This window comes from Ruegeria sp. H4 (assembly GCF_056533065.1).
The window spans coordinates 1,877,041-1,900,017 of the sequence record NZ_JBQFOC010000001.1 but is presented as its reverse complement, the minus strand read 5'-3'; the positions used below and the strand labels follow the sequence as shown (position 1 = coordinate 1,900,017).

20 protein-coding genes, 1 pseudogene and 1 riboswitch are annotated in these 22,977 nt (G+C 58.4%); of the genes and pseudogenes, 14 read left to right on the top strand and 7 right to left on the bottom strand.

What is annotated here, in order from left to right; all coding sequences use genetic code 11:
* Nucleotides 1-5: 5 nt before the first annotated feature.
* Nucleotides 6-1,013: a carbohydrate ABC transporter permease gene (locus tag ACR0KG_RS09440; protein WP_480499858.1), complete on the bottom strand. Its 1,008-nt coding sequence runs from the start codon at nt 1,011-1,013 to the stop codon at nt 6-8.
* Between the two features lie 66 nt (nt 1,014-1,079).
* Complete coding sequence (locus ACR0KG_RS09435; protein WP_480827109.1) at nt 1,080-2,438, bottom strand: ABC transporter substrate-binding protein; 1,359 nt, start codon at nt 2,436-2,438, stop codon at nt 1,080-1,082.
* A 290-nt stretch (nt 2,439-2,728) separates the two neighbouring features.
* Here ACR0KG_RS09435 and ACR0KG_RS09430 point away from each other — a divergent pair, with 290 nt between their 5' ends.
* The 9 genes and pseudogenes from ACR0KG_RS09430 to ACR0KG_RS09390 all read left to right on the top strand — a co-directional run bounded on the left by ACR0KG_RS09430 (nt 2,729) and on the right by ACR0KG_RS09390 (nt 11,217).
* Entirely contained in the window at nt 2,729-3,760 is a 1,032-nt protein-coding gene (locus tag ACR0KG_RS09430; protein WP_480827108.1) for a LacI family DNA-binding transcriptional regulator, read from the top strand.
* Between the two features lie 2 nt (nt 3,761-3,762).
* Nucleotides 3,763-5,067, top strand: a pseudogene (locus tag ACR0KG_RS09425) (GH1 family beta-glucosidase); the annotation flags it as partial.
* 63 nt (nt 5,068-5,130) lie between these two features.
* The gene (locus tag ACR0KG_RS09420; RefSeq protein ID WP_480827342.1) at nt 5,131-6,090 is read left to right on the top strand and encodes a glucokinase; all 960 of its coding nucleotides are present in this window, start codon (nt 5,131-5,133) and stop codon (nt 6,088-6,090) included.
* A gap of 34 nt (nt 6,091-6,124) precedes the next feature.
* Nucleotides 6,125-7,051 (top strand): carbohydrate kinase family protein, encoded by a 927-nt coding sequence (locus ACR0KG_RS09415; RefSeq protein ID WP_480548363.1) that lies wholly within the window; start codon nt 6,125-6,127, stop codon nt 7,049-7,051.
* A gap of 19 nt (nt 7,052-7,070) precedes the next feature.
* Nucleotides 7,071-7,736: a D-lyxose/D-mannose family sugar isomerase gene (locus tag ACR0KG_RS09410; RefSeq protein ID WP_480544020.1), complete on the top strand. Its 666-nt coding sequence runs from the start codon at nt 7,071-7,073 to the stop codon at nt 7,734-7,736.
* Nucleotides 7,737-7,794: 58 nt separating this feature from the next.
* Nucleotides 7,795-8,011, top strand: a riboswitch (cobalamin riboswitch).
* Nucleotides 8,012-8,109: 98 nt separating this feature from the next.
* Complete coding sequence (locus tag ACR0KG_RS09405; RefSeq protein ID WP_480827107.1) at nt 8,110-8,466, top strand: DUF1636 family protein; 357 nt, start codon at nt 8,110-8,112, stop codon at nt 8,464-8,466.
* The gene (locus ACR0KG_RS09400) at nt 8,463-9,239 is read left to right on the top strand and encodes an ABC transporter ATP-binding protein (protein ID WP_480827106.1); all 777 of its coding nucleotides are present in this window, start codon (nt 8,463-8,465) and stop codon (nt 9,237-9,239) included. The genes ACR0KG_RS09405 and ACR0KG_RS09400 overlap by 4 nt, the downstream gene beginning before the upstream one ends.
* 12 nt (nt 9,240-9,251) lie before the next feature.
* On the top strand, nt 9,252-10,205 hold the full coding sequence (locus tag ACR0KG_RS09395) for an ABC transporter substrate-binding protein (RefSeq protein ID WP_480827105.1): 954 nt from the start codon (nt 9,252-9,254) through the stop codon (nt 10,203-10,205).
* 1 nt (nt 10,206) lies between these two features.
* A complete protein-coding gene (locus ACR0KG_RS09390; RefSeq protein ID WP_170534819.1) occupies nt 10,207-11,217 on the top strand; it encodes an iron ABC transporter permease in 1,011 nt (336 codons plus the stop codon).
* Nucleotide 11,218: 1 nt separating this feature from the next.
* On the opposite strand, the gene ACR0KG_RS09385 is transcribed toward ACR0KG_RS09390, so the two are convergent.
* A complete protein-coding gene (locus ACR0KG_RS09385) occupies nt 11,219-12,238 on the bottom strand; it encodes a LacI family DNA-binding transcriptional regulator (RefSeq protein ID WP_480827104.1) in 1,020 nt (339 codons plus the stop codon).
* A 227-nt stretch (nt 12,239-12,465) separates the two neighbouring features.
* On the opposite strand from ACR0KG_RS09385, the gene ACR0KG_RS09380 reads away from it, so the two are divergent.
* The 5 genes from ACR0KG_RS09380 to ACR0KG_RS09360 all read left to right on the top strand — a co-directional run bounded on the left by ACR0KG_RS09380 (nt 12,466) and on the right by ACR0KG_RS09360 (nt 17,694).
* The gene (locus ACR0KG_RS09380) at nt 12,466-13,770 is read left to right on the top strand and encodes an extracellular solute-binding protein (protein WP_480548012.1); all 1,305 of its coding nucleotides are present in this window, start codon (nt 12,466-12,468) and stop codon (nt 13,768-13,770) included.
* 72 nt (nt 13,771-13,842) lie between these two features.
* Nucleotides 13,843-14,724, top strand: a complete 882-nt coding sequence (locus ACR0KG_RS09375) for an ABC transporter permease subunit (RefSeq protein WP_170534813.1) — start codon at nt 13,843-13,845, stop codon at nt 14,722-14,724.
* An 11-nt stretch (nt 14,725-14,735) separates the two neighbouring features.
* Nucleotides 14,736-15,629 (top strand): ABC transporter permease subunit, encoded by an 894-nt coding sequence (locus ACR0KG_RS09370; protein ID WP_480827103.1) that lies wholly within the window; start codon nt 14,736-14,738, stop codon nt 15,627-15,629.
* Nucleotides 15,630-15,640: 11 nt separating this feature from the next.
* A complete protein-coding gene (locus ACR0KG_RS09365; RefSeq protein WP_353011176.1) occupies nt 15,641-16,687 on the top strand; it encodes an ABC transporter ATP-binding protein in 1,047 nt (348 codons plus the stop codon).
* Nucleotides 16,687-17,694, top strand: coding sequence for an endonuclease/exonuclease/phosphatase family protein (locus tag ACR0KG_RS09360; RefSeq protein ID WP_480827341.1), 1,008 nt, complete (start codon nt 16,687-16,689; stop codon nt 17,692-17,694). Before ACR0KG_RS09365 ends, ACR0KG_RS09360 begins: the two co-directional genes overlap by 1 nt.
* A 44-nt stretch (nt 17,695-17,738) precedes the next feature.
* Here the strand turns inward: ACR0KG_RS09360 and hutU are convergent, their stop codons facing one another.
* The 4 genes from hutU to hutI are packed head-to-tail and all read right to left on the bottom strand — an operon-like array spanning nt 17,739 to nt 22,952.
* A complete protein-coding gene (gene hutU, locus ACR0KG_RS09355; RefSeq protein ID WP_480827102.1) occupies nt 17,739-19,421 on the bottom strand; it encodes a urocanate hydratase in 1,683 nt (560 codons plus the stop codon).
* The gene (gene hutG / locus ACR0KG_RS09350; RefSeq protein ID WP_480548016.1) at nt 19,418-20,212 is read right to left on the bottom strand and encodes an N-formylglutamate deformylase; all 795 of its coding nucleotides are present in this window, start codon (nt 20,210-20,212) and stop codon (nt 19,418-19,420) included. Before hutG ends, hutU begins: the two co-directional genes overlap by 4 nt.
* Nucleotides 20,209-21,747 carry a histidine ammonia-lyase gene (hutH, locus tag ACR0KG_RS09345; RefSeq protein ID WP_480827101.1) on the bottom strand — a complete coding sequence of 513 codons (1,539 nt, stop codon included), beginning with the start codon at nt 21,745-21,747 and terminating at the stop codon, nt 20,209-20,211. Before hutH ends, hutG begins: the two co-directional genes overlap by 4 nt.
* Nucleotides 21,744-22,952 carry an imidazolonepropionase gene (gene hutI / locus ACR0KG_RS09340; protein WP_480827100.1) on the bottom strand — a complete coding sequence of 403 codons (1,209 nt, stop codon included), beginning with the start codon at nt 22,950-22,952 and terminating at the stop codon, nt 21,744-21,746. Before hutI ends, hutH begins: the two co-directional genes overlap by 4 nt.
* Nucleotides 22,953-22,977: the final 25 nt, after the last annotated feature.

The window sequence follows — 22,977 nt, the reverse complement described above, 5'->3', positions numbered from 1 at the left end:
ACCTCCTACTGCATTTCTTTGCGCGCATTGCGCACGTTCCAGACCAGGATCGGAGTGACCAGCAACATGATCACCATTGCCGAGGCCGACCCCACGCCCCAGTCATTGGCACGGAACATCTTGTCGTACATGTAATTGGCCAGAACCTGCGTCTCCCACTGACCGTTGGTCATGGCAAAGACGATGTCAAAGACCTTGAGAACGACGATTGTGATTGTGGTCCAGACAACCATGATCGTGGTTTTGATCTGCGGCACTTTGATCTTGAAGAAGATCTGGAAAGGGTTGGCCCCGTCCAGAATGGCGGCCTCGATGGTCTCTTCCGGGATACCGCGCAGGGCGGCAGACAGGATCACCATGGCAAAGCCGGTTTGAATCCAGACCAGAACGACCATCAAGAAGAAATTGTTCCAGAACGGAAGCGTCAGCCAGGTGTGCGTCTCGGTGCCACCGAAGAAGATATAAATCGCGTTCAGGACGCCGATCTGATCCTGATCGATGGGCCGCGCATCGTAGACCAGTTTCCAGATCACCGAGGCACCGACGAATGAAATTGCCATCGGCATGAAGATCAGCGATTTGGCGACGTTGCCCCAGCGGATGCGGTCGGTCAGCTGTGCAACCAGCAAACCAAATGCTGTGGACATGGCCGGAACCACAATCAGCCATAGCATATTGTTGCGCATCGCCTCCCAGAACTTGGGTTCGGCAACCATTTGCACGTAATTGTCGAATCCGGCCCATACATAGCCGCCACCCGCAACGCGGTCTGTCAGCGACAGGCGTAGGGTTTCAACAACCGGATAGGCCAGGTACACACCCAGTGCGAGCAAGGCGGGCAACAGAAACAGCCAGGGCCGGATCATGTTGGCGCGGTTGATATTGCGCCCTGCATTTGGGCCACGCGCTGGAAACAGAAATTTATCCAGAACTTGGTTGGATAGGTAGAAGTAGCCCACACATCCCGACACACCAATGGCGATCGTCAGCAGGCCTTGTATTGCCGGATGCATGCTATCCTCCCTCGCGGCGACAGGCATGGGCACCCCGGCGTGCGGGATGCCCAAAGGGTTGTCAGATTATTTGATGGCGTCCCAGGATGACTGGATCTCACCCGTGACCTCTTCGGCGGATTTGCCACCGGTATAATCAACCATGCCAGTCCAGAACGTGCCTGCACCGACAGCACCTGGCATCAGGTCCGACCCGTCAAAACGGAATGTGGTCGCGCCCAGCAGGATGTCGCCGAGACCGCGCAGCGTGTCATCCTTGTAAGCTTCGGTGTTGACGCCCTTGTGCGGTGTCAGGAAGCCGGTCTGCGCCATCATGATCTCATGCGCGATAGGTTGTTTGAGGAACTCCATGAACGCGGTTGTCGCGTCGGAGGGGTTGCTCACAGCCATCAATGTCCCGCCACCCAGAACCGGGTTGCCCAAGTCCTTGTCAGCAAAGGCCGGCATATAGAAGAAATCTGCATCCAGACCAAACTCGACATCTTCCGGGAAGAAGGCCGGAACGAAGGACGCTTGACGATGCATGTAGCATTCAGGCGGTGAGGCAAACATGCCCTTGGGACTGTCGCGGAAATCGGTGGAGGCAACTGCACCTGCACCGCCGGAGACTTTGGCATCATCGCGCGCGAACCAACCGAATTCGTCGATTGCAGCGATAACGCGTGGGTCGTTGAACGGAATCTCGTTGGTAACCCATTGGTCATAGACTTCCGGCGGCTGGGTGCGCAGCATCATATCCTCGACCCAGTCGGTCGCAGGCCAACCGGTTGCGGCACCGGACCCCAGACCGATACACCACGGCGTTTCACCATCGGCGACGATCTGTTCAGTCAGAGCCTTAAGCTCTTCCATGGTCGTCGGCACTTCATATCCGGCGTCTTCGAAGTTCTCGGGGTTGTACCAAACCAGAGACTTGACGTTCACATTGTAGAAGAAGCCGTACATCTTGTCGTTGCCATCAGCGTCTTTATAGGTGCCCAGATCGACCCAGGAATCACCTGCAGCGTAGTTGTCACCAACCCAGGCAGCCATGTCGTCGCCCAGCGGGGACAGCTGTCCTTTGGACGCCATGATCGAGGCCAGACCAGGCTGCGGGAATACTGCAACATTGGGGGCCGAACCTGCCTCGGCATCGATAACGATCTGCTGCTCGAAACTGTCCGAGCCGGTGTAGATCACATCCGCGCCAGTGGCTGCTTCGAAATAGGCGGTCATGTTGTTGAAGTAGCCATCTTCCGGTGTAAGCCAGGGCCCCGCAACAGTAACGGTCTGGCCGCTCAGATCCGGCGCGCTTTCTGCCCAGGCATTGTAGCTGTCCCAATTGAACGGGCCTTCGCCCGGCGTGAATGCCAGATCAGCCTGCGCCAATCCCGTCCCCGCACTCAGCGCCAATGCCGCAGCACTGGCGTAAAACGACTTCTTCATGATGTCCTCCCACAGCTTATCAAGCTTTTAGTTGTTCGGGCCCGACCCGATCCGCGACTTACCTGCCACGCGTTCCGACACGAGAATCACGGCAATATAGCTTACTACCGCAATCCAAAGCGCTTTGGATAGATGTAAAGTTGCGCGTTTACGCATCAAAGTCAACGATTCCGAATACTCTTGGATTTATCACTCAATAACCTTTACTTTTATGGCTCTTTTTATGAGTATGGCAAAACGCAACAGACGAATTCAAAGAATTCAAAGCGCTTGCAGTATATGAGCACCTTATGACGCTAAAAGAACTTTCGGATATGCTTGGGTTGTCGCCGACCACTGTCAGTCGCGCCCTAAACGGCTATCCGGAAGTGAATGAGACCACGCGCGCGCGCGTTCAGGCAGCAGCTGCTAAACATGGCTATCGTCCAAACAGCCGCGCCAAAGGGTTGGCGACAGGCAAATCCATGGTCATCGGTCATGTGATCCCCAGCTCGTCTCAGCACGAGATGGTGAACCCCATCTTTGGAGATTTCGTCGCCGGGGCCGTAAAAACATATGCCGAGCATGGCTACGACATGATGTTCACCAATGCCGATGACACCTCGATCGAAGAGGCCTATCGCAGCCTGTTCCAGCGCGGTGCAGTTGATGGCGTGGTGCTCCAGGGCCCAAAGGTGAATGAGCACCGTATTGCCGTTCTCAGCAAAATGTCAGTTCCGTTCATTGTACATGGCCGCTCGACCGGTGTTGACCTGCCCTATGACTGGATTGATGTGAACAACAAAAGCTCATTCCTGCGGGCGACCCAATTCCTGCTGGATCTGGGCCATCGGCGCATCGCATTGATCAACGGCCTTGAAGACATGGATTTCGCCCAGCGCCGCCGTGATGGCTATCTTGCTGCACTGGCGCAGGCAGGGATCGCACCTGAACCTAATCTGATGCGCAGCGCCGAGATGACCGAAGTCTATGGTCACCACGAAACACGCACGATGCTTGCCCTTGATGATCCGCCAACCGCAATCCTGATTTCTTCGATGATTTCTGCTATCGGCGTTCGGCGCGCGATTGACGAAGCGGGCTTGCAAATGGGGCGCGATATATCCGTCATCGCCCATGACGATGACCTGTCCTATCTCAAGAACGGGCAAGATGTTCCGATCTTCACCGCCACCCGCTCCTCTGTTCGCAAGGCCGGGGAGATAGCGGCCAATATGCTGATCGAACGTATCAAATCCCCGGATGCGCCGACCAAAACTAGATTGCTGGAAGCTGAACTGGTAGTAGGCAGATCAACAGGCCCGGCGCCCAACAGGTACTAGCAATGAAATATACTCGTTCTGACTTTCCCAAAGACTTCCTCTTTGGTGTGGCAACCTCTGCTTATCAGATAGAAGGTCACGCCCAAGGTGGGGCTGGTCAGACCCATTGGGATACCTTCGCCGCCTCGCCCGGTAATGTCGTGCGGCAGGAAAACGGTGATCTGGCCTGTGATCATCTGAACAGGTTTCCGGAAGATTTCGATCTGGTGCGCGAGGCTGGTTTCGATTGCTACCGCTTTTCCACCAGCTGGGCTCGGGTGCTGCCCGATGGACGCGGCTCGGTGAACCAATCCGGGCTGGACTATTACGACCGCCTCACCGATGCCTTGCTAGAGCGCAATATCCGCCCCTGTGCCACGCTTTATCACTGGGAATTGCCCTCGGCCCTTGCTGATCTGGGTGGCTGGCGCAACCGTGATATCGCCGGGTGGTTTGCAGATTTCACCGAGATCATCATGGGCCGGATCGGGGATCGCATGTATAGCGTCGCCCCCATCAACGAGCCCTGGTGCGTCAGCTGGCTGAGCCATTTCGAAGGCCACCACGCCCCCGGCATGCGCGATATCCGAGCTGCTGCGCGGGCCATGCATCACGTGCTGCTGGCACATGGTCGCGCCATTCAGGCGATGCGCGGGCTTGGAATGTCCAATCTAGGTGCGGTGTTCAATCTGGAATGGGCCGAACCCGCCGATGACAGCCCCGAGGCTCGCAAGGCCGCGGATCTGTATGATGGGATTTATAACCGGTTCTTTCTGGGCGGTGCGTTCAAGAAAGCTTATCCAGCGAATGTTCTAGAGGGGCTCGCGCCTCATTTGCCCACGGGTTGGCAGGACGACTTTGACACCATCGGCGCACCTGTCGATTGGTGCGGGCTGAACTATTACACACGTAAGCTGATTGCCCCGTCTGATACCGCCTGGCCCAGCCTGAAAGAGGTTCCCGGACCTTTGCCCAAAACCCAGATGGACTGGGAGATCGAACCAGCCGCCCTCACCCGCTTTTTGACCCGAACGGCGCAGGAATACACTGGCGACCTTCCCCTATTTGTGACCGAAAACGGCATGGCCAGTCCTAAACGGGATCAGGACGATGATCGGATCGACTACCTAAACCAGCATCTTGCGGCCGTTCAGGATGCATTGGATCAGGGCGCCCCAGTCAAAGGCTATTTTGCCTGGTCTCTGCTCGACAACTACGAATGGGCCTTTGGGTATGAGAAGCGGTTCGGTCTGGTCGATGTGGACTTCGAGACGCTGGAGCGTAAACCCAAAGCCTCATATCTCGCCCTAAAAGCCTCGCTGGCCAAAGGGAACCCTGTTGCCCTGCCACTCGCGCAGCCAGCAGGGTCAGTCCACGAGCATTGGAACCTAGTGGCCGATGTCGGTGGCACCAATACCCGGCTTGGGGTTGTCGAGAACGGTGCGCTGACAGAATTGCGCAAACATCCAACCGGCTCCTTGTCCGACTTACTTAACGCATTTCACAGTTTGCGAGATGACGTCGGAACTGATCCTCAGGCAGTTGTTGCCGCAGGTGCAGGCCCGGTTCAGGCTGGCGTGATTCAACTCACAAACGCAAATCTGGACTTGTCCGAGGCTGAGCTGGCCGAAGCCACCGGTGCCCGGCACACTTATGTCATCAACGACTTCACCGCCGCTGCATGGTCGGTGGCCGAGGTTACGTCCGATGATGTTACCGTCTTGCAGGGGGCGCCCACGCCTCCACTCGGCACGCGGCTGGTGGTCGGACCCGGAACTGGGCTGGGCGTCGGGGCGTTGCTGTATTCCGAAGGGCATTATCACACCGTCTCGGGCGAAGGAGGCCATGTCGGCCTTGCGCCGCGCCACCGGGATGAGGTTGATATCTTTGACGCGGCCCGGCGTATTGCACCCGAATGCTTCTTTGGTGACAGCCTGAGTTTGGAAGCTGAGATGTTCCTCAGCGGCACCGGATTACCGATCTTGTATCGAGCAGTGGCAATGGCGGCGGGTCAAACCAATATCTCCGCGCGCCCGGCGCGGGATATCCTGCAGGATGCGCGATCCGGCACTGATCGGCACGCGGTTCAAACCGCATCGCTGTTCACAACGCATCTGGGCGCTTTGCTAGGGGATATGGCCGTCACATTGATGCCAATAGGCGGCGTCTTTCTGGTCGGTGGCGTGGCGGAAAAAAACCGCTGGCTGTTCGGAGACAGTTTTCTGGATGCCTTCAACAATGGTGGCCGGTTCAGCGAGCTGCGGCGCGGAATGGATCTCTATATCTCAGAACAGGTCGAATTTGGCATTGTTGGCGCTAACAACTTCTGCAAAAATGCCCTCATGCGGTAGAACCGCCTGACAATTCTCAATGAAGGAACGCGGGATGATCCTGTGCTGCGGAGAAGCGCTGATCGATATGATCACCGAGCCTACAGTCTCGGGTGCCCAAGGGTATGTACCCCATTCTGGAGGTGCAATTTTCAACACGGCGATCGCGTTGGGGAGATTGGGCGCGCCTGTTGGCATGTTGACCGGCCTGTCGTCCGATATGTTTGGTGAACAATTGGCGGATACGCTGAAAGCGAGCCATGTGGATACCTCCCATGTGATCACCAGCGACCGCCCAACCACTTTGGCGTTTGTGAAACTGGTCGATGGTCATGCATCGTACAACTTCGTTGACGAGAACACCGCCGGGCGCATGCTTCAGCCCGAGGATCTGCCCGACCAACTGCCCGCCATCTCGACCCTGTATCTAGGCGGTATCAGTCTTGCCTGCGAACCCTGCGCCGATGCTTATGCTGCCTTGCTAAGCCATCACGGGACGGATCGAGCGGTGATGTTGGACCCCAACATCCGACCGGGGTTTATCCAGGATCAGACCAGATACCGCACCCGTTTGAATGCCATGATTGCGCAGACCGATATCCTCAAAGTCTCGGATGAAGATCTGGACTGGATCATTCCGGGGCCCGAAACCCATGCCGAGAAAGTGCCTTTGTTGCTGCAAGCCGGTCCCGCGGTTGTGATTGTTACACGTGGGAGCCAGGGGGCTTCGGGTTATCTACGCGATGGCTCGGAAACCACGATACCGGTTAAAGCGGTTCAGGTTGTCGATACGGTGGGGGCGGGCGATACGTTCAACGCTGGCGTGCTGGCGGAACTTCACCGTTCCGGACATCTGACCAAAGCCGGGCTGCGCGATCTGACAAAAGAAAGCCTGCGTGCAGCTTTAGCGTTGGGTGCAGATGTTGCAGCAGTCACCGTATCGCGTGCCGGGGCCAACCCGCCCTGGGCGCACGAGCTCTAGTCCCAAAAAGGGAAGTCACATGAAACGTTCCGACATCAACCACATCAAGACCGATGCACAGGCCTTTATCCAGTCTTTCGGTTTCATCCTGCCCCCCTTTGCCGACTGGTCTCCGGATCAGATGCGCAGCGCCAAGGCCGACACGATCCGCGCCCGGGGACTGGGATGGGACATCACCGACTACGGGCAAGGCAAATTTGATGAGCTTGGCCTGTTCCTGTTCACCCTGCGCAATGGGGATGAGAACGATCTGAGCCAGGGTCGTGGGATGCTTTATGCAGAAAAACTGCTGATCTCGCGCGACAAGCAGCTGTCGCCGATGCATCGTCATATCGTCAAAGCCGAGGATATCATCAACCGGGGCGGCGGCGATCTGGTGATGGAGATCTATGCCTCGAACCCCGATGGCAGCGTAGACCGCGACACACCGGTTGTGGTGCCCAGCGACGGATGCGATATCACCATCACTCCGGGCGAATTGCTGCGCCTGAAACCCGGCGAAAGTGTAACCCTTATGCCCGGAATCTGGCACGCCTTCTGGGCCGAGCGCGGGGATTGCCTGATCGGCGAGGTCTCAACCGTAAACGACGACCGCACCGATAACGTGTTCGAACAACCCATCCCCCGCTTTGCCACGATCGAAGAAGATACCGAGGCCGAATTCCTGTTGGTTGCGGATTACTGATCTACCCCGAGATTGACCCGAGCCTCTCAGCGATTGCTTGACAAGCGTGTCTTGTCCAGAATAGCTGACCTGTGATGGTTCCCGCAGCTTTGGGTGCGGGATGAAAATGGGAATACGGTGCGGCCCCCGGAATATCGGAACAGGCCAAGTCCGTAACTGCCCCCGCAACTGTAAGCGGAGAGCGACGCCAAATCACCACTGGCCCGAGAAGGCCGGGAAGGTTGGCCAAGCAACGACCCGCAAGTCAGGAGACCTGCCATCACCTGTGAAACCAACCCGGGACGGGGCGTCCTGGAAGGAGGATTGATGGCATATTTGCGCCCTTTGGGGACTGGCACTTTCGACACGGGCGTTCTGCGCGTTGAGGGTGGCAATGAACCGCAACGCTGATCACTTTGTGCTGATCTGCTCGACCTGCCAGGGTGAGATCGAAGCCAGCGCCGCCCAAATTCTGCTGGACGCGTCGCTGCCAGACGGGTTCGCTACGCGACTGATCCCGTGCATGGCAGGATGCGAACGTCCCATGGCCATCGGTCTGCAAGCCGAAGGCAAGGCGCAATACCTGTTTGGCGATATTCAAAGCACCGCCGATCTGGATGCGATCGCCACCTTCGCCCATCAGTACCGCGACAGCGAGAGCGGTTGGACCAGCGCAACGGATCGCCCCCCCGCCTTGCTGTTCAAAACTCTAGCACGTCTGCCTCGTCTTCCAAAGGCGGGTAAGGCATGAGCTTTCTGGTCGCGGAGAATCTGGAATACTACGCCCTGAATGGCGATGTGTTGCTACAAGGCGTCTCGTTCTCTTTGGAAGAAGGGGCGATCCTTGCCATCGCCGGTCCGAACGGTGCCGGCAAAACAACGCTGCTGAACCTGCTCTGTGGGGTCGAGCGTCTGGCGCTGGGGGACGTACGGATCAACGGTCAAAGCCTGCGCAGCCTGTCTGCGCAGGAACGCGCCCGGACCATTGCGGTTGTTGGTCAGCAGGAACTGCCCGATGGCCGCCTAAAGCTGCGCGACTACATTGCGCTGGGCCAGATTCCCATTCAAAGCAACCGCTCGGCAGAAGACCACAAGATGGATCTTGCGCGCGTTCTACGCACGACCGAGCTAACCCATCTGGCGGACAAGCCGATGCAGCGGCTCTCGGGCGGCGAACGCCAACGCGCTCATATCGCGCGTGCATTGGCGCAGAACCCCTCGTTGTTGTTTCTCGACGAGCCCACCAATCATCTGGACCCCGATGCCAAAGGGCACATGCTGTCGCTGGTGGCCGAACTGGGCGTGACGGTGGTGATGATCGTGCACGACCTTGTCATGATCCCGGAATTCGCCAGCCATGTCGCGCTGATGAAATCCACACGCATGACGGGCTTTGGGCCAGTCGACCAGATACTAACGCCGGATCATGTGCGCGACACGTTTGGTGTTGACTACCTGTGCTTCCAGCACGAAGGGCGCGTGATCCCGGCGCTGGATATCCGAAAACGAACGCTTTCATCTTAACAGGAGACATTGATGAAACAGAAAATTTGGTCAGCTTTGATGATCACCGGCTTGGCCAGCGGCGCGGCGGCCCATGAAGTAACCGTGGACAATTGCGGCGAACCGCTGGTGTTCGACGCCAAGCCGGAACGGCTGGTTGTGCATGACATGAACATGACAGACATGGCCTTTGCGCTGGGCCTGCAAGAACACATCGTTGGCCTGACCGGTATCACAGGTTGGTATAAGACCAGCCCTGATTTCGATAAGCTGCGCGGTGACATCCCGGAACTGGCGCCGAAATACCCAACCGTCGAAAACCTGGTTGCGGCCGAGCCCGATCTGTTCTTCGCGGGCTGGTATTATGGCATGAAGCCCGGCGGCGACGTGACCCCGGACACTCTGGCCCCGTTCGGCATCAAGACAATGATCCTGACCGAAAGCTGCGTGCATCTAGACAAGGACCGCCCTGAGGCCAGCATGGACCTGCTGTTCAACGATGTGCTGCGTCTGGGTCAGGTCATGCATGTCAAGGAAAAGGCCGAGGAACTGGTAGCAGGCTGGAAAGAACAGCTGTCTGCCATCGAAGCCAAGACCGCCGATCTGGCCAAACCCCGTGTATTCTTACTGGACGGCCCGGCAGATGCGCCCTTTACCGCTGGCAAATTCGCCATCCCCGATGCGATGATCGCAGCGGCTGGCGGCGAAAACGTCACCCATGATATGGACACTAGCTGGGGCCGCACCTCGTGGGAAGCGGTTGCTGCATCGAACCCGGAATTTCTGGTGCTGCTTGACTATCAGACCGGCAACGGGGCAGAGGACACGTTCAAGTTCCTGCAAGAGCACCCAGTGATGTCCCAAACAGATGCGGTCAAAAATGAACGCTGGATCGGTCTGCGTTACGAAGAGTTGACACCGGGACCGGCAAATATCGACGCGATCCAGAAGATGGCGGATGCGATGCACCCGACGGCGACCAACTGATATGGTCCAGACGGGCCGGATAGTTGTGCTGGGGGCGGTCGTTCTGACCGCCCTTTTGCTGCTGTCGACAGTCTACGGTACAACCCCGATCCCGGTGGCGGATGTCATTGCCGCCATCGGCCTGGGCACAGGTCTGTCAGAAGGCGAGATGTCGCCGCTGCATCGGATCGTGTTTGATCTGCGCCTGCCGCGTGCGCTGTTCGCCGCTGTCATCGGTGCGGGGCTTGGTGTTGTGGGGGTGGTTCTGCAAACCACCACGCGCAACGACTTGGCCGACCCATTTCTGTTCGGTCTCTCGTCGGGCGCGGCTGCGGGCGCTGTTCTGGTCATCACGGTCACCGGCGATGTGCTGGGCATATGGACCCTACCGCTGGCTGCGTTTTGCGGCGGCCTGATCGCATCAGGCATCGTGCTGGCCTTGGTCCAGGGGTTGCGCACAAGTGCACCGGAAAAACTGATCCTGGCGGGGCTTGCCGTGTCTTTCCTGTTCTCCGCCATCACCAACTATCTGATCTTTTCCGGAGACAACCGCGCCGCCCATTCGGTGATCTTCTGGATGCTGGGCGGACTGGGCCTTGCCCGGTGGGAGACGTTTCCACTGGTCTTGATCGGGCTGGCCCTGATCCTGGGCTATGCACTCTATCGCAGCCGCTGGCTTGACGCCCTTCTGACCGGAGATTTCACCGCCGCCACGTTGGGTATCCCGGTGCAGGGCCTGCGCTTTCGTATGTTCTTTGTTGCAGCCCTCGCCACGGCAAGCTTCGTGTCAGTCGCGGGTGTCATCGGTTTTGTCGGTCTGATGGTCCCTCATATCGCGCGTGGAATAGCGGGAACGCTCCATCGCAACCTGTTGATCACCTCGGCCATTGTGGGGGCCATCCTGCTGACCGCCTCTGACATTGTGTCCCGACTGTTGCTGGCCCCTCAGGAGTTACCAGTCGGCATCGTGACCACATCGATCGGGTCGCTTTTCGTATTCCTGTACCTGTTCAAATCGGCGCGAAACGTTTGACCTAATGCGTTCCACGCGGGACGAAAAACGGATCGATCATAATGGTTTCGCTTTGCTTGCCCGGCTCTGCCAGCCTGCGTTCAAGCAACGCAATAACTTGATCAACCGCATCATCAATGGGGTTGTTGACGGTACTGAGATCGAAATTTGGCCATCTGGCCATTTCGATATCGTCAAACCCGATCAGTGAAAGATCACCCGGAACGTCCAAACCTAACTCACGCGCGGCGGTCAGCGCGCCGATCGCACTGGCGTCGTTGGCACAGACCAACGCGTCCAACTTGTGCTCGGCAAACAGTTTCAGCGCTATCTCGTGCCCAGTCTCGACAGTGAAATCCCCTGTGGCTTCGGCAATCAGCTTTAACCCCGCTTTGTCCAAAACACCGATCACACCCAATCTACGCTCGGCCGATGACGAGAAACTGGGGGCGCCACCCAGATACCCAAACCGTGTGCGCCCCTTGTCGACCAGCACCTGGGCCGCAAGCCCCGTACCGTCGGCATTGCGGCAACAGACATTGTCGACACCCGGTGCCTGGACGATTCGGCCTGTGGAAATCATCGGCACACCGAACTTGGTGCACCGCGTGACCAATGCGCGCGGCATGCTGCCACCGCGCAGGATCAAGGCGTCCAAAGGATAACGCAAAACCTGTTCGATCGCGTCTTCTGCACGCTGATCCCCGCCATCGATGAGAATCGGCCATTTGTTCAAAGCGTTCAGTTTTCCGACCAAGGCGCTCACGAATTCGGAATCATATGTACTGCGCATATTGCCGACAAAGACGGCCACCAGATGCGAGCGCCCGTCCTTCAACCCGGCAGCCAATGCATTTGGCTGATAGCCCATTTGATGGGCCACTTTCTCGATGATTTTTCTTTTGCTTTCATCAAGATACGCACCTGGCGTAAAAGCGCGTGAAACCGCTGAACGCGACACACCAGCCGCATCTGCAACGGCTTGCGCGGTCACCCGGCGGCGCCTATCGGCAGGTTTATCATGATCCTGAGCCACGCCCATCCTGTCCTTCGATTTGGTAGAATTTGTCAATATTGCTAGAAATCTTTCACTGAACTGTCATACGTTAACAGTATGTGACCACGTGTGCAGAATCCACGCGTGACACGTGATGCGGGTCGGAGGCTGCGCGTGAGACACGCCGCAGGGGGGCCCTGCAAAACAACCTGGCAGAAACCTGCCATCGGGTGCTTCGCTGCAAGTGCCCGAGACCGAACCGGAGGATCAAAATGACCAACCTTAAGTTCTGCGCAACTGCTGCCGCCGTCGCCTTTACCGCGACTGCAGCCTTTGCCGAAACCGAAATCACCTGGTGGCACGCAATGGGCGGCCAGCTGGGCGAGACCGTCAACAAAATTGCAGAGGATTTCAACGCCTCGCAGGACGAATACAAAATCACTCCGGTCTACAAGGGCAGCTACGAAGAAACGCTGACCGCCGGTATCGCTGCATTCCGCGCGGGCGAACAACCCAACGTCATGCAGGTGTTTGACGCCGGTGCCGCCACAGTGATCGGTGCCAAGGGTGCGACCATCCCAGTTCAGGACCTGCTGGCCAACAATGGCGTTGATTTCGACATCAATGACTATATCGCTGGCGTGCGCTACTTCTACGCAGACAGCGATGGCAAGATGATCGGCATGCCGTTCAACTCGTCAACACCTATCATGTACTACAACGTAGACGCACTGGAAGCCGCAGGCGTTACACCCCCGAAGACATGGGAAGAGTTCCAGTCCACCACCGCTCCGGCGCTGAAAGAAGCAGGCTATATCCCGCTCAGCCAGTCGCACCTGCCCTGGATCTTCACCGAAAACTTCATGTCGCGTCATAACCTGCCGTTTGCGACCAACAACAACGGCTATGACGGCACCGACACCGAAATCCTGATCAACAACGACGCCATCAAGGCCCATTTCCAGGCTGTGAGCGACTGGAAAGAAAACGGGTTGTTTGAATGGTACGGCACCGGCTGGGGCGACAATGCCAAGCCGTTCGAAGAAGGCAAAGTTGCCATGTGGCTTGGGTCTTCGGGCTCGTTTGGCGGCCTGCTGCAGAAAGACCTGCCATTTGAGTTCAGCGCGACCGAGCTGCCCTATTGGGAAGCCGTGACAGCCGAGCCGACACAGACCTTCATCGGTGGTGCGGCCCTGTTCGCCATGGCAGGCAAGTCGGATGAAGAAAACAAGGCAACGGCCGAGTTCTTCAACTTCCTGACCGCGCCTGAAACCCAGTATTTCTGGCATCAAGAAACCGGTTATGTGCCGATCACCGAAGCTGCATACGAAGTCGCCAAGAAAGACGGCCACTATGACCGCTTCCCGGCAGCCGAAGTTGGCGTCAACCAACTGTCCGCTAAGGCTGGCGACAACACCAAAGGCTACCGCATGGGCTTTTACGTCCAGATCCGCGACATCATGAACCGCGAATATGGCCGTATCCTGACCGGTGAAACCGACGTGGAAACCGCGTTCCAGAACATCGAAGCAGAAGCCAACGAATTGCTGGCCCGCTTTGCAAAGACTCAGGGTTAATCCCTGGGATCACCCCCAGGATGGTCGCGCCTTCGGGTGCGGCCATCCCCCATTTCTGCAACTGGAAGACCTATGAAACGCGCGGGTTTTGATAATATCTGGCTTCCTGTGGCTTTGCTGCTGCCACAGTTGATGATCATCGCCATCTTCTTTTACTGGCCTGCTGGATGGGCGCTGCAATCGTCCTTCTTTCTGCAAGACCCTTTCGGATTTGGGTCAACCTTTGTCGGGGCCGACAACTATACGTCGTTAATTGGCAATGATCAGTATAAGCGCATTGCCTGGTTCACGATTGTCTTCTCGGTTCTGGTTACTTTCTTCTCACTGGCCATCGCGCTGCTGCTGGCGGTCAAGGCCGATAAGGTTCTGCGCGGCGCCAAGACCTATCGAACCCTGCTGATGTGGGTCTACGCGATTGCGCCGCCGGTTGCCGGGTTTCTGGGCATCCTGTTCTTTGACCAAAGCACCGGTCCAATGACCAAGTTCTTCCAGATGTTTGGCTGGGATTTCAAACTGGGCGTGGACTATAACGCCACCGCGACCGCGATGATCATCGTATCGGTCTGGAAGCAAATCCCGGTCAATTTTATCTTCTTCCTTTCGGGCCTGCAATCGATCCCGCGCTCGGTGCGCGAGGCAGCAATGATCGACAACCGCTCGGCCACGGGGCGATTCTGGCAGGTCACCTTCCCTTTGCTCGCCCCCACCGCGTTCTTCCTGCTGATCATCAATATCACCTATGCGCTGTTCGACACGTTCGGCGTGATTGACGCGCTGATGAAGGGTGAGCCGGGCAATAATCCGATGACTCTGGTTTACAAGGTCTATCTGGACGGGTTCCGAGGCAATGATCTGGGCGGCTCTTCTGCGCAATCCGTCATTCTTATGGGTCTGGTTCTAATCCTGACCGTCTTTCAGTTCCGGCTCGTTGAACGCCGGATTCACTATACGTGAGGGGGCGAACCATGGCTGATACCACTCTTGAGACGACCGAAACCGCCCGCCGCCCCCGCAAAATCCGCTGGGAAACCATCGGCGATCACTTTGTGCTGATCCTGGGATCATTGTTGATGATCCTGCCGCCCCTGCTGGCGCTGACCACAGCCAGCCATGATGCTGTGACCATCCACCGACAGGGCATTCAGGCGGGCCTTGGCGACGATCTGGGCAAGAACTTCCACGCCGCCATGTTCGAGAAAGGCGGATTTACTCAAACCGTTGACGGCACATTGATGCTGATGAACTCGTTTATCCTGGGCATCGGCTTTGCAGTCGGCAAGATCATCATCTCGATGATGGCCGCCTATGCCATCGTCTATTTCCGTCTGCGCTTTGCCACGCTGGCCTTCTGGGTCATCTTTACCACCCTCCTGCTCCCGCTTGAGGTACGAATTCTGCCGTCGTATGAGGCGATCCAGAAGCTGGGCCTGACCAACACCTACACCGGCCTGATCGTTCCCCTGATCGCGTCGGCCACCGGTACATTCTTCTTCCGACAGTTCTTTATGTCCGTCCCCGAGGAATTGGCCGAGGCTGCGCGGATCGATGGTGCAGGTCCGTGGAAGTTCTTTGTCGACATCCTCGTTCCACTCAGCCGGACGATGATCGCGGCGATCTTCATCATCATGTTTGTCTTTGGCTGGAATCAGTATCTGTGGCCAACGCTGATCACCACAGATGAAAGCTTCTTCACGCTGGTCCGGGGCATCAAACAGATCGTGCTGACCTATACTGACAGTCAGATCCCCGAGCATGGACAGGCGCTTGCGCTGGCTATCGTTGCGATGATCCCGCCGGTGGCGATCGTCATCTTCTTCCAGAATTGGTTCGTCAAGGGCCTCACAGAATCCGATAAATAAGGAATACGGGCATGGCTCAGGTATCATTAGAGGGCATCCGCAAGGTCTATCCCAATGGCTTCAAAGCGGTTGAGACCACCAGTTTCACCATTCAGGATGGCGAGTTTGTCGTTCTGGTCGGCCCTTCTGGGTGTGGGAAATCCACCCTGCTGAGGATGATCGCTGGGCTGGAGGATATCACCGAGGGCACGCTGAAAATCGGCGACCGGGTGGTTAACAACGTGGACCCGGCGGACCGGGACATCGCGATGGTGTTCCAGAACTACGCGTTGTATCCGCATATGACGGTCCGCAAGAATATAGGCTACGGGCTGAAGAACCGCGGCACGCCCGCGTCCGAGATCGCAGCCAAGGTCGAAGACGCCGCCAAGATGCTGAACCTGACCGAATATCTGGACCGTAAACCAGCGCAATTGTCGGGTGGCCAGCGTCAGCGCGTCGCCATGGGCCGCGCGGTTGTGCGCGATCCGGCGTTGTTCCTGTTTGACGAACCGCTGTCCAACCTCGACGCCAAGTTGCGCAACCAGATGCGGATCGAAATCAAGGCCCTGCAACGCCGCCTTGGCACGACGGCCGTCTATGTGACCCACGATCAGGTCGAAGCCATGACCATGGCAGACCGCATCATCGTGCTGAACGCCGGCCGGATCGAACAGATCGGCACGCCTTCGGAAATCTATCACAACCCGGCCTCGACCTTTGTTGCCTCATTCATGGGTGCGCCGCCGATGAATTTGATTGAGGCACAGGTCGATCAAGGCCAGGTGCGGATCAACGGCTATGACGGGATCATGACCGCGCCAACATCTGCCAATGGGCCGGTGACACTCGGTATCCGACCCGAAGATATCGAACTGGATGGTCAGGGTTCCGTGCCGTTTCAGGTGGATATCCTTGAAGAACTGGGGGCGCATCGGTTGCTGCACGGTCAGCTTGGTGGCCAGCCCTTCACCGTTCTGGTCAGCAAAGATCACGCGGCCCAAACAGGCGAGACCCAGATCACCCTGAAACCCGACGCGCTGCGTCTGTTTGATGTGGAAACAGGAAAAGTCATTTGATCACAGACGTTTTGGATGTGCTTCCCGCTGTGACACCGGATCAGCGGGCAAGCATCCTGTCCGCCCCGCGAACCGCTGCGGCGCATCGGAAGTTGCTGCACGATATTCCGGCAATGAACGCGCTGCAGCTTGGCGGGCGGGCACAGACCACCATGCTGCCTGCACGGTTCACCGTGGCCGCATGGAATGTGGAGCGCTGCTTGTTCCCCGAGGCAACCGCCGCACATCTTGGTCAGATCAGCCCCGATGTTGTTCTACTGTCCGAGGTCGACCACGGCATGGCGCGTACATCGCAACGGCACACGACCGAGGCGATGGCAGATGCCCTTGGAATGGTCTACGCCTTTGGGGTCGAGTTTCATGAGCTTGATCTGGGCGGCCCGACCGAGCGCCATTTCTGCAAAGACGACTTCAATACACTGGGATGGCACGGCAACGCGATCCTGTCTTCGGTGCCATTTGAACGCACCGCTCTGATCCGGCTGGACGATCATGGCCACTGGTTTTCCTGCGACGAAGGTGCCGCAGATCCCGACCAGCCGCGCGTTGGTGGCCGAATGGCCATTGCTGCTGTTTTGCCAACGGAAAGTGGCCCCGTTTGCGTCGTTTCCACCCATCTGGAAAGCAACGCCGACGCAGCGCATCGCCACACGCAGTTCGATGTCTTGCTAGGTGCTATCGACAGCTTCGCGCCGGGACTGCCGGTTCTGATCGGTGGGGATTTGAACACCGGTAACCACCTGCCGCCGGATTTTAACTGGCAGAACGAGAGTCTTTTTGGTCTGGCCGAAACACGCGGTTATAATTGGGGTTTCACAATCGACGGAACGACCACGCGCCCCAGCCTGATCACCCCACATCCTCAGCGTGTGATGAAGCTGGATTGGCTGGCAGGTCGCGATCTGCGATGTGAAGAGAAGGGGCTTTTGACCTCGATCTCGGATGAGGGAACACCGCTTTCCGACCACGATTGCGTCTGGTGCCGCGCGGCGCTGTCGTCGGTCTGATCACTTGAGCCGGGCCTGGCTCAGCCCGGCTCTCTTGCATGTGATCAATCCAGAATACCCGGCAAACGCAGCCCATGTTCGCGGGCGCACTCCTTGGCGATGTCATACCCCGCATCCGCATGGCGCCACACGCCGGATGCCGGGTCATTCCACAGCACCCGCTTAAGACGTTTTGCTGCTGCGTCGGTGCCGTCAGCACAGATCACTACGCCCGCATGCTGGCTAAAGCCCATACCGACCCCTCCGCCATGGTGCAGGCTGACCCAGGTCGCGCCCGAGGCCGTATTGACCAGTGCGTTCAGCAACGGCCAATCCGACACTGCGTCCGAGCCATCTTTCATCGCCTCAGTCTCGCGGTTGGGCGAGGCGACTGAGCCACTGTCCAAATGGTCCCGACCAATCACCACGGGTGCTTTTAATTCCCCGTTCCGAACCATTTCATTGAAGGCCAATCCGGCCTTGTGACGATCACCCAATCCGATCCAGCAGATACGCGCTGGCAGGCCCTGGAAGGCGATCCGCTCCTGCGCCATATCCAGCCAGTTGTGCAGATGGGTGTTCTCGGGGAACAGCTCCTTCATCTTGGCGTCGGTTTTGTAGATATCCTCCAGATCACCCGACAGCGCGCACCAGCGGAACGGACCGATGCCTCGGCAGAACAAAGGGCGGATATAGGCGGGCACGAAACCGGGGAAGGCAAAGGCGTTCTCCAGACCTTCATCCTGCGCCACTTGCCGGATGTTGTTGCCGTAATCCAAAGTCGGAACGCCTGCATTCCAGAAATCGACCATGGCGGCGACATGTCGCTTCATCGACGCGCGTGAGGCTTTCTCGACAGCCTTTGGATCGCTTTCGCGCTTGTCCTTCCACTGCGCCATGGACCAGCCGATGGGCAGATAACCGTTGACCGGGTCATGTGCGCTGGTCTGGTCGGTGACGATATCGGGACGCATGCCACCGGCACGCATCCGCGCGTAGATCTCGGGGAATATCTCGGCGGCATTGCCCAGCAGGCCAACCGATTTGGCCTCACTCGCCTTGGTCCAGCGGTCGATCATCTCAAGCGCCTCGTCCAGCGTCTCGGCCTTTTCATCCAGGTATTTGGTGCGCAGACGGAAATCGATACTGTCCGGGTTGCACTCGACCGCCAGACAGCAGGCACCGGCGAATACAGCGGCCAGCGGCTGCGCGCCCCCCATGCCGCCCAGACCCCCCGTTAGAATCCACTTGCCGGTCAGGTCGCCGTCATAATGCTGACGCCCGGCCTCGGCAAAGGTCTCATAGGTGCCCTGAACGATGCCCTGCGTGCCAATGTAAATCCACGAGCCAGCGGTCATCTGGCCGTACATCATCAAACCCTTCTTATCGAGCTCGTTGAAATGATCCCAGTTGGCCCAATGCGGCACGAGGTTTGAATTGGCGATCAGCACCCGAGGCGCATCCGTATGCGTCCGCACAATGGCCACCGGTTTGCCGGATTGCACCACCAGCGTCTCATCTTCCTCAAGATCCTTGAGACTGGCGACGATGGTGTCAAAATCCTTCCACGTCCGTGCCGCGCGGCCAATGCCACCGTAGACCACCAGCTCATGTGGGTTCTCGGCCACATCCGGGTGCAGGTTGTTCATCATCATCCGCAGGGGCGCCTCGGTCATCCAGCTTTTGGCGTTCAGCTCAGACCCGGTGGGCGGATAGATATCACGGGTGTTTTTGCGAGGGTCGGTCATCGGGCAAGCTCCAATGCAGTGTCGTGGATAGCGTCGAGTAGGTCTTTGAGCCAACGTCGCAGACGGTCGGCTTTTTGGGTGTCATAGCTCCATGGTGCCGTTTCGGCGCGCAGATAAGTGGACTGGGCCAGTTCCATCTGGATGGCGTGCAGCCCCTCGGCAGGGCGGCCATAATGCCGGGTGGTCCACCCGCCTTTGAAACGTTCGTTCAGGACGGTGCCATAGGGGGACGAGGCGGCAAATTCATGGGCAATGGCCTCAATCTGCGGCGCGCATGTGACGCCGCCATTTGTGCCGAGATTCATGTCTGGCAGAGTGCCGTGGAACAGGAACGGGATGTGGCTGCGGATCGAATGGCAGTCATACAATACCGCCACCCCGTGGATCGCCTTGACCCGCGCCAGCTCAGCCTCAAGGGCGGCGTGATACGGCGCGTGGAACATCGCCCTGCGTTCGGCGATTTCAGGCTCGGACGGCGGCTGATCCCAGATGCCGTGGCCGTCAAAATCCGTAAGCGGCACCAGCGTTGTGGTATTCTGACCGGGATAGAGCGACACGCCCGCCGGATCGCGATTGGCATCGATCACATAGCGATGGAATGTGGCACGCACGATCGTGGCATCGGGGATCAGCCCATCATAGAGCCGGTCAATATGCCAGTCGGTGTCTGCCAGCCCCCTGCCCTGGTTGTTCAGCTTGGCTTCGATCTGAGGCGGCACATAAGTGCCAGTATGAGGCAGGCCCAGCACGATGGGGCTGTCGCCTTGAGTGACCGCAACTGGATCAATCATGCGCCCAGTTCCGGCATATCGACGCCTGTGTTGTGTGCAATCTCACCACTGGCAATCAGTCTATAGGCTACCTCGATATCGGGCGCGGTATAGCGGTCCTCACCAAGCGGCGGCACTAAGGCGCGCAGCCGCGCCATCACGCCCTGCAAGGTCTGGCTGGTGGGCAAAGGCGCGCGGAACTCGACCCCTTGCGTGGCGCATAACAATTCGACACCCAGAATACGTTCCAGATTGGTCACCATCTGCCCCAGGCGCCGCGCGCCATGGGCCGCCATGCTGACATGGTCCTCCTGATTGGCCGAGGTCGGTGTGCTATCCGTCACACAGGGGTTGGCCAGATGTTTGTTTTCACTCATCAGGGCCGCCGTGGTGACCTCGGCGATCATCAGGCCCGAGTTCAGACCCGGATTGGGTGTCAGGAAGGGCGGCAGATCAAAGCTGAGTACCGGATCGACGATCAGCGCGATACGGCGTTGGGCAATCGCCCCGATCTCGGCCACGGCCAGCGCGATCATGTCAGCAGCAAAACCCACCGGTTCCGCATGGAAGTTACCACCTGAAACGATCAGACCAGCCTCGGACAGGACCAGAGGGTTATCGGTGGCTGCATTCGCCTCAATCTCAAGCGTCACAGAGGCCTGACGCAGCACATCCATCGCCGCGCCGACGACCTGTGGTTGACAGCGAATGCAATACGGGTCCTGAACGCGCGTATCGCCCTCGCGGTGGCTTTCGCGGATCACCGATCCAGCCAATAGTGCGCGCATGGTTGCCCCTGCTTCGATCTGGCCGCGATGGCCGCGCAGAGTATGAATCTCGGGCTGCAAAGGCGCCGTCGAGCCCATGATGCCATCGGTGGTGAGCGCCGACGTGACCAACGCGCTTTGCGCCGCCTGCCATGCTCCAAACAAACCCGCCAGTGCAAACGCGGTCGAAAACTGGGTGCCATTGATCAGCGCCAGACCTTCTTTCGGGCCCAGTTCCACCGGCGTCAGACCGGCAGCCGCCAATGCCGGACCGCCCGCCATGACCTGACCGTCAAACTCTGCCTCACCCGCACCCATCATGACCGCCGCCATATGCGACAACGGGGCGAGATCGCCCGAAGCACCGACCGACCCCTGCGCGGGAATCACCGGGGTCACGCCTTTGTCCAGCATCGCCTCCAGCAGATCGATCAGCTCCAGCCGCACGCCAGATGCGCCGCGCCCAAGACTGAGCAGTTTCAGTGCCATCATCAACCGCGCATGCGCCCGCGGGATGGCAGGCCCAACGCCACAGCAATGCGACAGGATCAGGTTGCGCTGGAGGGTCGCCGTGTCCTCGGCCGCGATCTTGACGCTGGCCAGTTTGCCAAAGCCGGTATTGACCCCGTAAACCGCCGCCTCACCCGCCGCCGCATCGGCAATGCGGGCATGGGCGGCTTTGATATCAGGCCGGCACGCCGGGTCCAGCCTGACAGCGCATTCTTCGCGATAGACCTGTTCCAGCTGCGCCAGTGAAACAGCGCCGGGCGTGAGTGTCAGGGTGGTCAAACTGCACCTCCGATGATGCGGGCATGAAGCGGGTTAAATCCGATGCGATAGGCCAGCTCGGCCGGGTGGGCCACATCCCAAACGGCCAGATCTGCGCGCAAGCCGGGGGCAATCTGGCCGCAGTCCTTTAGCCCCAAGGCACGGGCGGCATGGGTGGTTACACCCCGCAATGCCTCTTCGGGTGTCATGCGGAACAGGGTGCAACCCATATTCATGGTCAACAGCAACGAGGTCATCGGAGCCGAGCCAGGATTGCAATCCGTTGCCAGGGCCATCAGCACATTGTGTTTGCGCAGCAAGTCGATGGGTGGGGCCTGCGTCTCGCGCAGGGTGTAGAAGGCGCCGGGCAGGATCACACCGACGGTGCCCGCCTGGGCCATGGCGAGCGCCCCGTCTTCGTCCAGATATTCAATGTGATCCGCCGACAGAGCACCATTTGAGGCTGCCAGCTTAGCCCCGCCTAGATTGGACAACTGCTCGGCATGGAGTTTGATCGGCAGGCCAAGCTCCTGCGCCGCATCGAATAAAGGCACCAGCTGGTAAGGTTGAAAGGCAATGCCCTCACAGAACGCATCCACCGCATCCACCAGCCCTTCGGCTTGGGCCGCACGCAGCGTCGGGATACAGACCTCGGCAATATAGGCGTCGGGGCGTCCGTTATACTCTGCTGGCACAGCATGTGCACCCAGAAAACTGGTCACAACCCTCACTGGACGATGCTGCGGCAATGCACGGGCGGCGCGCAGCATGTTCAGTTCGGTGTCTCGATCCAGCCCATAGCCTGATTTAACCTCGATTACCGCCACACCTTCGCCCATCATGGCGTCCACGCGCGGCAAGGCCTGCGCGATTAGATCGGCAACGCTGGCGGTATGGGTTGCAGTCACGGTCGAAATGATACCGCCACCCGCGCGCGCAACCTCTTCATAGCTGGCCCCGTTCAGGCGCATCTCAAACTCAACCGCGCGATGGCCGCCATGCACCACATGAGTGTGACAATCGATCAGCGCAGGGGTTACCAATCGACCTTCGAGCGCGCGCTGAGGCAGTGCCGCATAGGCATCTGGCACATCCGCTCGCGGACCAACCCAAGCGATTTTTCCCGCCTGAACGGCAATCGCGGCATCGTCAATCAACCCATAGGCATCCGCGCCTGACATCGTCGCGGCACGCAAATCAATCAAAAGATGATCCTGGGGCTGCATGGGACTCTCACATCACAATTTCTCT

Coding starts and splice junctions, on each gene's coding strand:
- ACR0KG_RS09430 (WP_480827108.1), top strand. CDS start 2,729: ATGACGCTAAAAGAACTTTCGGATATGCTTGGGTTGTCGCCGACCACT.
- ACR0KG_RS09365 (WP_353011176.1), top strand. CDS start 15,641: ATGGCTCAGGTATCATTAGAGGGCATCCGCAAGGTCTATCCCAATGGC.
- hutI (WP_480827100.1), bottom strand. CDS start 22,952: ATGCAGCCCCAGGATCATCTTTTGATTGATTTGCGTGCCGCGACGATG.
- ACR0KG_RS09415 (WP_480548363.1), top strand. CDS start 6,125: ATGATCCTGTGCTGCGGAGAAGCGCTGATCGATATGATCACCGAGCCT.
- hutG (WP_480548016.1), bottom strand. CDS start 20,212: ATGATTGATCCAGTTGCGGTCACTCAAGGCGACAGCCCCATCGTGCTG.
- ACR0KG_RS09410 (WP_480544020.1), top strand. CDS start 7,071: ATGAAACGTTCCGACATCAACCACATCAAGACCGATGCACAGGCCTTT.
- ACR0KG_RS09400 (WP_480827106.1), top strand. CDS start 8,463: ATGAGCTTTCTGGTCGCGGAGAATCTGGAATACTACGCCCTGAATGGC.
- ACR0KG_RS09385 (WP_480827104.1), bottom strand. CDS start 12,238: ATGGGCGTGGCTCAGGATCATGATAAACCTGCCGATAGGCGCCGCCGG.
- ACR0KG_RS09440 (WP_480499858.1), bottom strand. CDS start 1,013: ATGCATCCGGCAATACAAGGCCTGCTGACGATCGCCATTGGTGTGTCG.
- ACR0KG_RS09390 (WP_170534819.1), top strand. CDS start 10,207: ATGGTCCAGACGGGCCGGATAGTTGTGCTGGGGGCGGTCGTTCTGACC.
- ACR0KG_RS09370 (WP_480827103.1), top strand. CDS start 14,736: ATGGCTGATACCACTCTTGAGACGACCGAAACCGCCCGCCGCCCCCGC.
- hutU (WP_480827102.1), bottom strand. CDS start 19,421: ATGACCGACCCTCGCAAAAACACCCGTGATATCTATCCGCCCACCGGG.
- ACR0KG_RS09435 (WP_480827109.1), bottom strand. CDS start 2,438: ATGAAGAAGTCGTTTTACGCCAGTGCTGCGGCATTGGCGCTGAGTGCG.
- ACR0KG_RS09395 (WP_480827105.1), top strand. CDS start 9,252: ATGAAACAGAAAATTTGGTCAGCTTTGATGATCACCGGCTTGGCCAGC.
- ACR0KG_RS09375 (WP_170534813.1), top strand. CDS start 13,843: ATGAAACGCGCGGGTTTTGATAATATCTGGCTTCCTGTGGCTTTGCTG.
- ACR0KG_RS09380 (WP_480548012.1), top strand. CDS start 12,466: ATGACCAACCTTAAGTTCTGCGCAACTGCTGCCGCCGTCGCCTTTACC.
- ACR0KG_RS09405 (WP_480827107.1), top strand. CDS start 8,110: ATGAACCGCAACGCTGATCACTTTGTGCTGATCTGCTCGACCTGCCAG.